This is a genomic window from Streptomyces cahuitamycinicus, from assembly GCF_002891435.1.
GTDB lineage: Bacteria > Actinomycetota > Actinomycetes > Streptomycetales > Streptomycetaceae > Streptomyces > Streptomyces cahuitamycinicus.
Genome location: NZ_POUC01000056.1, coordinates 16,028 through 29,279 on the forward strand (window position 1 = coordinate 16,028; position 13,252 = coordinate 29,279).

The 13,252-nt window shown below is 69.4% G+C and carries 12 protein-coding genes, 1 pseudogene and 1 riboswitch; of the genes and pseudogenes, 8 read left to right on the forward strand and 5 right to left on the reverse strand.

The genetic code is table 11. The features are described 5' to 3' along the window. The first annotated feature begins 79 nt into the window (after positions 1-79). Entirely contained in the window at positions 80-322 is a 243-nt protein-coding gene (locus C1J00_RS45200) for a hypothetical protein (protein WP_180989498.1), read from the forward strand. Here the strand turns inward: C1J00_RS45200 and C1J00_RS10710 are convergent. The 5 genes from C1J00_RS10710 to C1J00_RS10730 form a co-directional block, all read right to left on the reverse strand. Next, on the reverse strand, positions 235-1,239 hold the full coding sequence (locus tag C1J00_RS10710) for a ribonucleotide-diphosphate reductase subunit beta (RefSeq protein ID WP_102908805.1): 1,005 nt from the start codon (positions 1,237-1,239) through the stop codon (positions 235-237). The genes C1J00_RS45200 and C1J00_RS10710 overlap by 88 nt on opposite strands. 56 nt (positions 1,240-1,295) lie before the next feature. Continuing rightward, positions 1,296-3,653 carry a ribonucleoside-diphosphate reductase subunit alpha gene (locus C1J00_RS10715; protein ID WP_102908806.1) on the reverse strand — a complete coding sequence of 786 codons (2,358 nt, stop codon included), beginning with the start codon at positions 3,651-3,653 and terminating at the stop codon, positions 1,296-1,298. 123 nt (positions 3,654-3,776) lie between these two features. Then, a riboswitch (cobalamin riboswitch) is annotated at positions 3,777-3,913 on the reverse strand. Positions 3,914-4,053: 140 nt separating this feature from the next. After that, a complete protein-coding gene (gene mctP / locus C1J00_RS10720; protein WP_102908807.1) occupies positions 4,054-5,682 on the reverse strand; it encodes a monocarboxylate uptake permease MctP in 1,629 nt (542 codons plus the stop codon). After that, the gene (locus C1J00_RS10725) at positions 5,679-5,945 is read right to left on the reverse strand and encodes a DUF3311 domain-containing protein (protein ID WP_102908808.1); all 267 of its coding nucleotides are present in this window, start codon (positions 5,943-5,945) and stop codon (positions 5,679-5,681) included. The genes mctP and C1J00_RS10725 overlap by 4 nt, the downstream gene beginning before the upstream one ends. Positions 5,946-6,087: 142 nt before the next feature. Continuing rightward, complete coding sequence (locus C1J00_RS10730) at positions 6,088-6,852, reverse strand: GntR family transcriptional regulator (RefSeq protein ID WP_102908809.1); 765 nt, start codon at positions 6,850-6,852, stop codon at positions 6,088-6,090. A 312-nt stretch (positions 6,853-7,164) separates the two neighbouring features. On the opposite strand from C1J00_RS10730, the gene C1J00_RS10735 reads away from it, so the two are divergent. The 7 genes and pseudogenes from C1J00_RS10735 (at position 7,165) to C1J00_RS10765 (ending at position 13,223) form a co-directional block, all read left to right on the forward strand. After that, positions 7,165-8,445, forward strand: a complete 1,281-nt coding sequence (locus tag C1J00_RS10735) for an extracellular solute-binding protein (protein ID WP_102908810.1) — start codon at positions 7,165-7,167, stop codon at positions 8,443-8,445. 71 nt (positions 8,446-8,516) lie between these two features. Further along, positions 8,517-9,506: a carbohydrate ABC transporter permease gene (locus tag C1J00_RS10740; protein WP_102908811.1), complete on the forward strand. Its 990-nt coding sequence runs from the start codon at positions 8,517-8,519 to the stop codon at positions 9,504-9,506. Next, a complete protein-coding gene (locus C1J00_RS10745; protein WP_102908812.1) occupies positions 9,503-10,366 on the forward strand; it encodes a carbohydrate ABC transporter permease in 864 nt (287 codons plus the stop codon). Before C1J00_RS10740 ends, C1J00_RS10745 begins: the two co-directional genes overlap by 4 nt. Positions 10,367-10,375: 9 nt before the next feature. Next, positions 10,376-11,914: a glycoside hydrolase family 3 protein gene (locus C1J00_RS10750; RefSeq protein WP_102908813.1), complete on the forward strand. Its 1,539-nt coding sequence runs from the start codon at positions 10,376-10,378 to the stop codon at positions 11,912-11,914. A gap of 168 nt (positions 11,915-12,082) precedes the next feature. Continuing rightward, positions 12,083-12,285: pseudogene (locus C1J00_RS10755) on the forward strand (DUF899 family protein); the annotation flags it as partial. Between the two features lie 147 nt (positions 12,286-12,432). Beyond that, positions 12,433-12,681 carry a helix-turn-helix transcriptional regulator gene (locus C1J00_RS10760; protein WP_102908814.1) on the forward strand — a complete coding sequence of 83 codons (249 nt, stop codon included), beginning with the start codon at positions 12,433-12,435 and terminating at the stop codon, positions 12,679-12,681. Further along, positions 12,678-13,223, forward strand: a complete 546-nt coding sequence (locus tag C1J00_RS10765; RefSeq protein ID WP_102908815.1) for a hypothetical protein — start codon at positions 12,678-12,680, stop codon at positions 13,221-13,223. Before C1J00_RS10760 ends, C1J00_RS10765 begins: the two co-directional genes overlap by 4 nt. Positions 13,224-13,252: the final 29 nt, after the last annotated feature.

Below are 13,252 nucleotides of genomic sequence, written 5' to 3' on the forward strand. Positions count from 1 at the left end.
TCGCCGTTGGCAGTAATTCGAGGGTCTACGGCAGTACTGCCACTGACGGTAAGGAGTCATCGGCGCGACAGTGGTGTCCATGAACACGAACCAGATCGAAGCACTCATCGGACTGACCGCCACGCTGGGGATCCTGGTCCTCCTGATCCTCCCGTCCGTGATCGGCCTGGTGCGCGAGCGGCGCATCGACCGTCAGATCAGGGAGGCTCAGGAGGCCCGGGGAGGCGTGCCGGCTCAGAAGTCCTCGTCCAGGTCGACGGTGCCCTCCACCGCCACCTGGTACGCGGAGGGCCGCCGCTCGAAGAAGTTGGTCAGCTCCTGAACCCCCTGGAGCTCCATGAAGGAGAAGGGGTTCTCGGAGCCGTACACCGGAGCGAAGCCGAGCCGGGTGAGCCGCTGGTCGGCGACGCACTCCAGGTACTGCCGCATCGACTCGGTGTTCATGCCCGGGAGGCCGTCCCCGCACAGGTCGCGCGCGAACTGCAGCTCGGCCTCGACGGCCTCCCGGAGCATGTCCGTCACCTCCTGCCGGAGCCGGTCGTCGAAGAGCTCCGGCTCCTCCTTGCGGACGGTGTCGACCACGTCGAAGGCGAAGGACATGTGCATCGTCTCGTCACGGAACACCCAGTTGGTGCCGGTGGCCAGGCCGTGCAGGAGGCCCCGGCTGCGGAACCAGTAGACGTACGCGAAGGCGCCGTAGAAGAACAGGCCCTCGATGCACGCGGCGAAGCAGATCAGGTTGAGCAGGAACCGGCGACGGTCGGACCGGGTCTCCAGCCGGTCCATCTTCTCCACCGAGTCCATCCACTTGAAGCAGAACGAGGCCTTCTCGCGGATGGACGGGATGTTCTCCACGGCCGCGAAAGCCGCGGTGCGGTCCTCGTGGTCGGGCAGATAGGTGTCGAGCAGCGTCAGATAGAACTGGACGTGCACGGCCTCCTCGAACAGCTGGCGCGACAGGTACAGGCGCGCCTCCGGGGAGTTGATGTGCTTGTACAGCGTCAGCACGAGGTTGTTCGCGACGATCGAGTCGCCCGTCGCGAAGAACGCGACCAGCCGGCCGATCAGGTGCTGCTCCGCCGGTGACAGCTTGGCGAGGTCGGTGACGTCCGAGTGGAGGTCGACCTCCTCCACGGTCCAGGTGTTCTTGATGGCGTCCCGGTAGCGCTCGTAGAAGTCCGGGTAGCGCATGGGGCGCAGGGTGAGCTCGAAGCCGGGGTCGAGAAGGTTCTGAGTCATAGCAGTCGGCGCGAAGCGCCGTCCTCCAGGGGTGGCGGTCGGGTGGCGGCTGGGAATTACTGGCAGGCCTCGCAGGACTCGGGGTTTTCCAGGGAGCAGGCGACCGCTTCGGGATCCGGGGTGGCCTGCACCGGGACGGTGGCCTGGGCGGCGCGGGCGATGCGGGTCGCCGGGCGCGAGCGCAGGTAGTACGTCGTCTTCAGCCCGGACTTCCAGGCGTAGGCGTACATCGAGGAGAGCTTGCCGATGGTCGGCGTCTCCAGGAACAGATTCAGGGACTGGGACTGGTCAAGGAACGGAGTCCTGGCCGCCGCCATGTCGATCAGGCCGCGCTGCGGGATCTCCCACGCCGTGCGGTACAGGGCGCGCACGTCCTCGGGGATCCAGGCGAAGCCCTGCACCGAGCCGTTGGCCTCGCGCAGGGCCTCCCGGCTGCGGGCGTCCCACACGCCGAGCCGCTTCAGCTCGTCCACCAGGTAGGAGTTGACCTGGAGGAACTCGCCCGACAGTGTCTCGCGCTTGAACAGGTTGGACACCTGCGGCTCGATGCACTCGTACACGCCCGCGATGGAGGCGATCGTCGCCGTGGGGGCGATGGCCAGGAGCAGCGAGTTGCGCATGCCGGTCGTGGCGACGCGCTCCCGCAGAGCCGCCCAGCGCTCCGGCCAGGTGAGCTCCACGTCGTAGTGGTCGGGGTGCAGGACGCCCCGGGCCGTACGGGTCTTCTCCCAGGCGGGCAGCGGACCACTGCGCTCGGCGAGATCGGCCGAGGCCTCGTACGCGGCGAGCATGACGCGCTCGGCGATACGGGTGGACAGGGCCTTGGCCTCCGGCGAGTCGAAGGGCAGGCGCAGCTTGAAGAAGACGTCCTGCAGACCCATCGCGCCGAGGCCGACCGGGCGCCAGCGGGCGTTGGAGCGGCCCGCCTGCTCGGTCGGGTAGAAGTTGATGTCCACGACCCGGTCGAGGAACGTCACGGCCGTGCGGACGGTCTCGTCCAGCCGCTCCCAGTCGAGATCGCCGGTCGATGTGTCGACAAAGGAACCCAGGTTGACGGAGCCCAGGTTGCAGACCGCCGTCTCCCCGTCGCTGGTGACCTCCAGGATCTCCGTGCAGAGGTTGGAGGAGTGGACGACGTGACCCGGCTCGGCCGTCTGGTTGGCGGTGCGGTTCGCGGCGTCCTTGAAGGTCATCCAGCCGTTGCCGGTCTGTGCGAGGGTGCGCATCATGCGGCCGTACAGCTCACGGGCGGGAAGCGTCTTCCTCGCCAGGCTCTTCGCCTCGGCCGCCCGGTACGCGGTGTCGAACTCCTCGCCCCACAAATCGACCAGCTCGGGCACGTCCGAAGGGGAGAACAGCGACCAGTGCGCGTCGGCGTTCACGCGGCGCATGAACTCGTCCGGCACCCAGTGCGCGAGGTTCAGGTTGTGCGTACGGCGGGCGTCCTCGCCGGTGTTGTCGCGCAGTTCCAGGAACTCCTCGATGTCGGAGTGCCAGGTCTCCAGGTAGACCGCGGCGGCGCCCTTGCGACGGCCGCCCTGGTTCACGGCGGCGACCGAGGCGTCGAGGGTCTTCAGGAACGGGACGATGCCGTTCGAGTGGCCGTTGGTGCCGCGGATCAGGGAACCGCGGGCGCGGATGCGGGAGTACGCGAGTCCGATGCCGCCGGCGTGCTTCGACAGCCGGGCCACCTGGTGGTACCGGTCGTAGATGGAGTCCAGCTCGTCCTTGGGGGAGTCGAGGAGGTAGCAGGACGACATCTGCGGGTGCCGCGTGCCGGAGTTGAAGAGGGTGGGGGAGGAGGGGAGGTAGTCGAGGCGGCTCATGAGCCCGTAGAGGGCGGCGACTTCGTCGACGGAGCGGCGGGTGTCGTCCTCGGCGAGACCGGCGGCGACGCGCAGCATGAAGTGCTGGGGCGTCTCGACGACCTTGCGGGTGATGGGGTGCCGGAGCAGATAGCGGCTGTGCAGCGTGCGCAGGCCGAAGTAGCCGAAGCGGTCGTCGGCGCCGGTGTCGACGAGCGCGTCGAGCCGCGCCGCGTGCAGCCGGACGAACTCGGCGGTGCGGTCGGCGATGAGGCCCTCGCGGTGGCCGGTCCGGACGGACTCGGTGAACGACGTGACGCCCTGCGAGGCGGCCTCTTCGCGGATGCCGATGGTCAGCAGCCGGGCGGCCAGCCGGGAGTAGGCGGGGTCCTCGGAGATCAGACCGGCCGCGGCCTCCGTCGCCAGCTCCCGCAACTCGCTCTCGTCCGCCTGCGCGGACCGGCCGCGCAGCGCGGCGGCGGCGACCCGGCCGGGCTCGGCGTCGGGGAGGTCGGCGGTCAGCTCGGTCAGGGTCCGCAGCAGCGCGGCACCGGGGGCGTCGTGCTCTTCTACGGTGGCTGAGACCGGTTCGGCTGGCGCGATGGTCACGTGGGGCTCTCCCTCGCTCGGCACGGGGGCCTCGTCGAGGGCAGGGGGCAGCACGCGAGCGCACACGGCGTCGCGTCCACCGGCCCATTCCACGAGGCCCGGACGTCGGGGCACACCGGCCGGTGGCCGGGTGCGCTGTCGGCAGGTCCTCGGACTGACACCCATGCGCATATACGGGCATGGGTACACCGTTGCGGGACAGTTCCGGATTCGCACCGGATTCCCCTGCGGCGGCAGCGAGCATGAGCATACATCTTGTGTTGGGTTCCGGTGACACCCCCAGATGTTGTGTCGCGGTGGTTTCAGGGCGTCAACTTCACACCGCAGCGGGCCGCCGTGAATCCTTCTCACGGCGGCCCGCTGCGGGCTGTGTCGGGTTGTTCCGCGGCTTCCCGTGCCCCTAGTGGGCGCTACCGGCGGTGGCAGGCGGGAGTTCGACCTTGACCCCCGGGTCGCCCGCGTCGGCCGTGTAGTCCTCCGGCTTGGTCTCGTCGATGCCGTCGGGGGCCTTCAGGGCCTTCAGGACGAAGGTCAGGACCACCGTCACCACCACGTTCAGGACGAACGCCGTGAGGCCGATGTAGCCGATCTCCCCGATGCCCGGGATCTCCTTCGCGGAGCCGCCGAAGTGCTTCTGGGTCGGGGATGCCACGCCGTACGCGGCGACCGTGCCGTAGACCATGCCGACCGCCCAGCCGGCGAGCAGGGCCCAGCGGTGGAACCAGCGGGTGAACAGGCCGCCGACCAGGGCCGGGAAGGTCTGCAGGATCCAGATGCCGCCCAGCAGCTGGAAGTTGATGGCGACCGTCTTGTCCATGGTGAGGACGAAGGCCAGGGCGCCGACCTTCACCAGCAGCGACACCAGCTTGGAGACCTTGGTCTCCTGCGCGGGAGTCGCGTCCGGCTTGATGAAGTCCTTGTAGATGTTGCGGGTGAAGAGGTTCGCGGCCGCGATGGACATGATGGCGGCGGGCACCAGCGCACCGATGCCGATCGCCGCGAACGCCACGCCCGCGAACCAGTCCGGGAACATCGTCTCGAACAGCTGCGGAATCGCCAGCTGCCCGTTCTGCACCTTGATCCCGGCCGCGATCGCCATGAAACCGAGCAGGGCCAGCAGACCCAGCATCAGCGAGTACAGCGGCAGGATCGTGGTGTTGCGCCGGATCACCTCACGGCTCTTCGAGGACAGCGTCGCCGTGATCGAGTGCGGGTACATGAAGAGCGCCAGGGCGGAGCCCAACGCCAGCGTGGCGTACGTCCACTGACCCGCCTCGGCCGGCACCAGCGAGCCGCGCGGGGCGCCCGTCGCCGGGTTGGTCTGGCTGTACGCCTCGCTCGCCTTGGCGAAGATGTCGTCGAAGCCGCCCAGCTTGATCGGGATGTAGATGATCGCCACCGCGATGACGATGTAGATCAGCGTGTCCTTCACGAACGCGATCAGCGCGGGGGCCCGCAGACCCGACGAGTACGTGTACGCCGCCAGCACGCCGAACGCGATCAGCAGCGGCAGGTCCTTGATGAACCAGTTGGTGTTCTCGCCGCCGCCGACGCCCATCACGTCCAGCACGGCCTGGATGCCGACCAGTTGGAGCGCGATGTAGGGCATCGTCGCCAGGATGCCGGTGAGCGCCACCGCCAGCGACAGGCCCTTCGAGCCGAAGCGGCCGCGCACGAAGTCGGAGGTCGTGACGTAGCCGTGCTTGTGGGACACCGACCACAGGCGGGGGAGGAAGGTGAAGATCAGCGGGTACACCAGGATCGTGTACGGCACCGCGAAGAAGCCGGCCGCGCCCGCCGCGTAGATCGCCGCCGGCACGGCGACGAAGGTGTACGCCGTGTACAGGTCGCCGCCGAGCAGGAACCAGGTGACCCAGGTGCCGAACGAGCGGCCGCCCAGGCCCCATTCGTCCAGGCTGTGCTCGTTCTCGGCCTTGCGCCAGCGCGCGGCCAGGAAGCCCATGACCGTCACGGCCAGGAAGAAGAAGATGAAGACGCCGAGCGCGACGCCGTTCACACCGTCGTTCACTGCGAGGCACCGCCCTTCGCGGCCGAGCGGGCGCGCTGGTCACGCTGCCAGAGCTTGTAGGCGATCACCGTCAGGACGGTGGAGATGGGCACCCACGCCATCTGGTACCAGTAGAAGAACGGGATCCCGATGAAGACCGGGTCGGTCTTGGCGTACGAGCCGACCCACAGCATGGCCACGAACGGCGCTATGAGGCAGACGGCGATGACGACGCGCATGGGCGTCACCACCGGCCCTCTGCTGACTTCCGGCGCTTGCGACATCAGGCGGCTCCGTCCCCTTGGTGATCACCTGTAGTGCGCAGGCAATCTAGGTCAGGGTGCGGCGACAGCGGAACCCCTCGTCCGCAATGCGGTACCCAACCGAAACCAGGCTCCAGCAGCGACGAAGTCCCTGCCGGTGCCGCTAGTCGACAGGGCGCTTCAGGCGGGCCACGAACTTGTAGCGGTCCCCCCGGTAGACCGACCGCACCCACTCCACCGGCCGGCCGTCCCGGTCCAGGGAGTGGCGGGAGAGCATCAGCATCGGCAGGCCGACGTCCGTGCCGAGCAGGCCGGCCTCTCGCGGGGTGGCCAGGGACGTCTCGATGGTCTCCTCGGCCTCCGCGAGGTGGACGTCGTAGACCTCGGCCAGCGCCGTGTAGAGGGACGTGTACTTCACCAGCGAGCGGCGCAGCGCCGGGAAGCGCTTCGCGCTCAGGTGGGTGGTCTCGATGGCCATCGGCTCGCCGTTGGCCATGCGCAGCCGCTCGATGCGCAGTACACGCCCGCCGGGCGTGATGTCGAGCAGCCCGGCCAGGCGGTCGTCCGCCGTGATGTAGCCGATGTCCAGGAGCTGCGAGGTGGGTTCGAGGCCCTGGGCGCGCATGTCCTCGGTGTACGAGGTCAGTTGCAGCGCCTGCGCGACCTTCGGCTTGGCGACGAAGGTGCCCTTGCCCTGGATGCGTTCCAGCCGGCCCTCGACGACCAGTTCCTGCAGAGCCTGGCGCACGGTCGTGCGCGAGGTGTCGAACTCGGCCGCCAGGGTGCGCTCGGGCGGGACCGGCGTGCCCGGCGCCTGCGTCTCCGTCATGTCGAGCAGGTGCTTCTTCAGGCGGTAGTACTTGGGCACGCGTGCGGTACGGACGGGCACCCCGTTCTCGTTCTCCGCACTGCTGACGTCGGTGCTCATGCTCCGCCTTCCCGGCTCGGTCTGCCGACACGATCCCACTTGTATACCGTCGGCGCCTCTTTTGGTCTAGTCCACCAATCCCTGTGGTCTACCCGCAGTATGCCGTGTCCACCGGGGTTTTCGCTGGGTTCTTACTTAAAGGTTCCTGCATATGTAGGTCGCATAACGGCTGGTCAGGGCCGTATCGGGAGCCTTGACAGGCTTCGTGGTCTGGTCCAAGCTCCCCGTATTGGTCTACACCATTGGTCCAGGCCCGGCCCCACGTTCACTGCGGGGAGCCAGGGGGGTTGTGGGATCCCTGAGGAGGGTGGCGTGAAGCGCAAGCTGATATCCGCGATCGGTATCGCGGGCATGGTGGTCTCCATCGCGGCGTGCGGGGGCGACGGCGACGGGGGTTCCGGCAAGGGCGCGGACGCCAAGGAGCTGACCGTCTGGCTCACCGTCGACGCCCAGAACAACTGGCCTGAGCTGGTGAAGGCCGCCGACGCCGCGGTGAAGAAGAAGCACCCCGGCCTCAAGGTCGAACACGAGTACTACGGCTGGCCCGACAAGAACGCCAAGCTCGACGCCGTCCTCGCCACGGACAAGGCCCCCGACGTGGTCGAGATGGGCAACACCGAGATGCTCGGCTACATGGTCAAGGGCGCCTTCGCCCCCCTCGACCAGGCGGCATTCGACAACTCAGACGCCTGGCTGGACGGGCTCAAGGCCTCGGTCACCTACGAGGGCAAGACCTATGGCGTGCCGTACTACGCCGGTGGCCGCGTCGCCAACTGGCGCAAGGACGTGGCGGCGTCGGTCGGGGTGAAGTCCACGCCGAAGACGTACCAGGAACTGACCGACGCCCTGGACAAGATCCAGAAGAAGCAGGGCGACAAGTACAACGCCTGGTACCAGCCCACCCGCGACTGGTACGCGGCCATGTCCTTCGTCTACGACGCCGGCGGCGCCATCGCCACCGAGTCGGGTGGCCGGTGGAAGGCCTCCCTCTCCTCGCCCGAGTCCCTCAAGGGCCTGAAGGAGTTCAAGAACGTCGTCGACACGTACATGCACGGCGACAAGACCAAGGACGAATCCGACCGCTACATCGTCTACGGGCAGGGCAAGTCCTCCATGATCTTCGCCGCGGCCTGGGAGGGCGCGACCGCCGAGGACCCGAAGAACGACAAGACCGGCAAGCTCAAGGGCAACCTCGAGAACTTCGTGATGCCCGGCCCGTCCGGCAAGAAAATGCCCGTCTTCCTGGGCGGCTCCGACCTCGCCGTGCCCGTGAAGTCCGACGCCCAGGCGCTGGCCGCCGAGTGGATCAACGCCTTCACCGGCTCCTCCGGGCAGAAGGGCCTGATGGCCAAGGGCAACCTGCCCAACAACAAGACGGACCTCGCCACCCTCAAGAACGACCCGAAGACGGCCGTTCCCGCCACCGCGGCCGAGTCCAACTGGTTCGTCCCGATGGCCCCCGGCTGGGGCCAGGTCGAGAAGGCGCAGATCCTGCAGACCATGCTGCAGAGCATCGGCACCGGCAAGAAGTCCGTCGAGGCCGCCGCCGAGGAGGCGGATGCCGCGATCGACAAGGTCATCAACACCAAGTGACCTTCGGGCTGGGCCCCACCCGGTGGGGCCCAGCCGTCGTCAAGACCTGAGGGACCGCCGAGGAGCGCGCCATGAGTGCCGCAGACACCCACATCCCTGCCAAAGTGCCGCCACCGCGGCAGGCACCCCCGCCACCCCCCGACAGCCGGCGGCCCCGCGGGCCGCGCACGTCGGGCGGGGCCGCGGTCCCCTGGCTGCTGCTCGCGCCCTGCCTGCTGATCCTCGCCCTGGTCATGGGCTATCCGCTGGCCCGCCTGGTCACCCTGTCCTTTCAGAAGTTCGGGCAGTCCCAGCTGTGGGGCTTCCAGCCGGCCGAGTCGGTCGGCTTCGACAACTTCGCCAAGGTGCTCGGCGACGGCGAGTTCTGGGCCGTCGTCCTGCGGACCATCGTCTTCGCGGGCGGCGCCGTCGTCCTCACGATGGTGATCGGCATGGCGCTGGCCCTGCTGCTCCAACGGGTCTCGGGCTGGCTGAAGGTGCTCATCAACATCGTGCTGGTGGCCGGCTGGGGCATGCCGGTGATCGTCGCGACCACCGTCTTCAAGTGGCTCTTCGACTCGGACTACGGCGTCTTCAACGCGCTGCTGAGCAAGCTGCCCGGCGTCGACATGGTCGGCCACAACTGGTTCGCCAGCGGGCCCCAGGGCCTCGCCGTGATCATGCTGCTGGTGGTCTGGGGAGCCGTGCCCTTCGTGGTCATCACGCTCAGCGCCGGCCTCACCCAGGTCCCGAGAGAGCTGGAGGAGGCCGCCCGCCTGGACGGCGCCGGCTCCTGGGGCGTCTTCCGCTATGTCACCCTGCCCGTCCTCAAGCCGATCATCGTGATGCTCACGACCCTGTCGGTCATCTGGGACATGGGCGTCTTCCCCCAGGTGTTCGTCATGCGGGGCGGCCACCCCGAGCCGGAGTTCCAGGTCCTCAACACCTACTCCTACGACCGGGCCTTCGTCGTCAACGACTACGCCCAGGGCTCGGCCATCGCGCTGATCACCGTCCTGCTGCTGCTCGGCGTGGTCGCCGTCTACATGCGGCAGATGCTGAAGATCGGAGAGGTCGAATGAGTACGCTCGCCGGAGCCGCCGCCCGTCAGAAGTCAGTCGGGCGCCGGAAGTCGCGGCTCGGCTGGAACCTCCTCGGCCTCCTGGTCTTCGTCACCGCCGGCTTCCCGCTCTACTGGATGCTCAACACCGCGTTCAAGCCCGCCAAAGACGCCATCGACGCGGACCCCAGCCTGCTGCCGACCGGCATCACCCTCGACAACTTCGGCCGGGCACTGGACATCTCCGACTTCTGGGGTCCGGTCGGACGCAGCATGGTGGTGTCGCTGGCGGTGGTCGTCATCGGCATGGTGGTCGGACTGCTGGCAGCGCTCGCCATCTCCCGGTTCGCCTTCCGAGGCCGCAAGATCGTGATCGTGGGCATCCTCGCGGTCCAGATGGTCCCGCTGGTCGCCATGATCATCCCGGTGTTCCTGCTGCTCAACGACCTGGGCCAGTACGACCGCCTCACCGGCCTCATCATCACGTACCTGACCTTCATCCTGCCGTTCACGGTCTGGACGCTGCGGGGCTTCATCGTCAACATCCCGAAGGAACTGGAGGAGGCGGCCATGGTCGACGGCTGCTCCCGCACCGGCGCCTTCCTCCGGGTCGTCTTCCCCCTCCTGGCCCCCGGCATGGTCGCCACCTCGGTCTACGGTTTCATCCAGGCCTGGAACGAGTACCTCTACGCCCTGATGCTCCTCAGTCAGAAGAACCAGACCGCGACCGTCTGGCTCGGCAACTTCACCACCAAGCACGGCACCGAATACGCCCCGATGATGGCCGGAGCCACGATGATGGCCGTGCCGATCGTCGCCCTCTTCCTCCTCGTCCAGCGCAAGATGGCCGCGGGCCTGACCGCGGGCGCCGTGAAGGGATGACCTCACCCGATGACGACACTCGCCAGCGGCACCGACACACTCACCCGGGACGCCCTGACCGTTCTCCAGCCCGGCTTCACCGGCACCACCGCCCCCGACTGGCTGCTGCGCCGCCTCGGTGAGGGCCTCGCCTCCGTCGGACTGTTCGGCCGCAACATCGCCTCCCCCGGCCAACTGGCCGCCCTGACCGCCCAGCTGCGGGCCGAGCGCGACGACGTCCTCGTCGCCATCGACGAGGAGGGCGGCGACGTGACCCGCCTGGAGGTGCGCAACGGCTCCTCCTTCCCGGGCAACCACGCCCTCGGCGCGGTCGACGACGTGGAGCTGACCCAGCAGGTCGCCCACGAACTGGGCCGCCGCCTCGCCGCCTGCGGCGTCAACCTCAACTGGGCCCCGTCCGCCGACGTCAACTCCGACCCGCGCAACCCGGTCATCGGCGTCCGCTCCTTCGGCGCCGACACCGGCCTGGCCGCCCGGCACACCGCCGCCTATGTGACGGGCCTGCAGTCCGCCGGGGTCGCCGCCTGCACCAAACACTTCCCGGGCCACGGCGACACGGCCGTCGACTCCCACCACGCCCTGCCCCGCATCGACGTCTCCGCCGAGCTGCTGGGCGAGCGCGAACTGGCCCCATTCCGCGCCGCCATCGCCGCCGGCACCCGGGCCGTCATGAGCGCCCACATCCTGGTCCCGGCCCTCGACTCCGAGCGCCCGGCCACCCTCTCCCGCCGCATCCTCACCGGCCTGCTCCGCGAGGAACTCGGCTACGACGGCCTCATCGTCACCGACGGCATGGAGATGCGCGCCATCGCCGGCACCTACGGCATCGAACGCGGCAGCGTCCTCGCCATCGCCGCCGGCGCCGACGCCATCTGCGTGGGCGGTGGCCTCGCCGACGACGCGACCGTACTACGCCTGCGGGACGCCCTGGTCTCGGCCGTACGCGCGGGCGAACTCCCGGAGGAACGCCTCTCCGACGCCGCCGCCCGCGTACGGGCACTGGCCCGCTGGGCGAACACGGCGGGCCACCCGGCCGAGGACACCCACGGCACCGGGATCGGCCTGCACGCCGCCCGCCGCGCCCTCACCGTGACTGCCGCGCCCGGCCTCGGCGACCCCACGGCCTTCAAGCCCCTCACCGAACCGCCCTACGTCGCCGCCCTCACCCCCGTCGCCAACATCGCGGTCGGCGACGAGACCCCGTGGGGCGTCGCCGCCGAGCTCATCCACCTCCTGCCCGGCACCGTGACCGGCAGCTTCTCCGCCGGAGACGGCCCGGAGAACGAGGCCGGGGAAAGCGCCGCCCGGGCGGCCCTCCAGGCCGCCGGACCGCGCCGCATCGTGGCCGTCGTCCGCGACGAACACCGCCGCCCCTGGATGGCCTCCGCCCTCGACGTCCTGCTGGCCGCCCGGCCCGACACCGTCGTCGTCGAGATGGGCGTCCCGCAGGCCGCACCGCGCGGCGCCCTGCACATCGCCACCCACGGCGCGGCCCGCGTCTGCGGCCGGGCGGCGGCCGAGGTGATCGCCGGGAACATGGGCATGTGACAGCGCGGAGCGGACGGGACTTCGCGAACCCCCTCGCGGGCACCCTCTTCGCGGCGAGGGGGTCCGGCCGGGGCCAACTCACCTCCCTTTGGCCGCCGCGACGGCGTCGCGGGACGCCGCCCGGCACGGGACTCACGGGGGACTCACGGAGGACTCACGGAGGACACCCTCACGACCACCCCGGACGACCCACCATCGCGCTGCCCGGCCGCCCGCCCGTGGTGGACCTGGCCACCCGGCGGGCCGCCCGCGACGAGCCGCTGGTCCGAGAGAAGGCCCAGACCCGCGAGGGCGACGCCCTGACCGCGGCCCGCCGCCGGCTCCCGATGGTGCCCGACGGCACCGCCGAGGTCGGCGGACCCGACCAGCCGCCCCGTAGCGCAGTGGACCCGCCCCCGGCGCGACCCTGTGGAGAGCCTCGGCCGGCAGGGTCACCACCACGGACCCGGCCTCGCCCACAGCGGCGACAATCAGACTTGTGGTTGTAAACATGCCTTCGAATGTAGTACTTCTTATACATGAGCGAGCAGGTGCACAACAGGCTGGCCGTGGTGCGCGCCGAACACAAGGTGTCGCGCCAGAGCCTGGCCGAGGCAGTGGGAGCCCACTACCAGACCATCGGCTACATCGAGCGGGGGCAGTACAACCCGAGCCTCGACCTGGCGCTGAAGATCGCGAAGTTCTTCGGTCTGCCGGTCGAGGCCCTGTTCTCCCTCGAACCGTTCCGGCCGCTCACGGACGAGCTCTACGGGAGGAAACAGCCATGACGACGACCCGCCTGACCCGTTACGACCGGAGCATGCTGCGGCTGATGAACGACCGCCGCGCAGCGGCCTGGTACGCCACGGCAGCACGCCGCCGCCTGGCCGTCGCCGCCCATGTCACCCTCACCCTGGCCATCGGCGGTCTGATGACCCACATGTTCCTCGCCGAGGGCGAGCCGCTGTGGACGGTGGCCGTGATGGCGGTGCTGCTGTTGCCCTGGATGGTCGCGACCGGCGTGATCAACGGCGCCACCCGCGGCCTGCTGGAACTGCGCGAACGCGCGCTGGACGAGCGCCAGTCGGCAGATCGCAGCCGCGTCCTGGCCCGGGCCCACCGTGTGACGACGCTGCTCCTCGCGGCAACGGCCGTCTCCCTGCTGATCACCGGCGGGGCCGCCGGAGACGCCCCGAAGGCCTATGCGGCACCCCTGCTCATCGCCGTCCTCGTCGTCCACTGGGAGATGCCCTTGTGGGTGGCCGGCTGGCTCGCCCAGGACGAGCCGGCCGACGACGACGTACTGGAGCCCAGCGCCCTGAGCCGCTGACGCCCGTCACTCGGGGCGGGCCGCAGGGG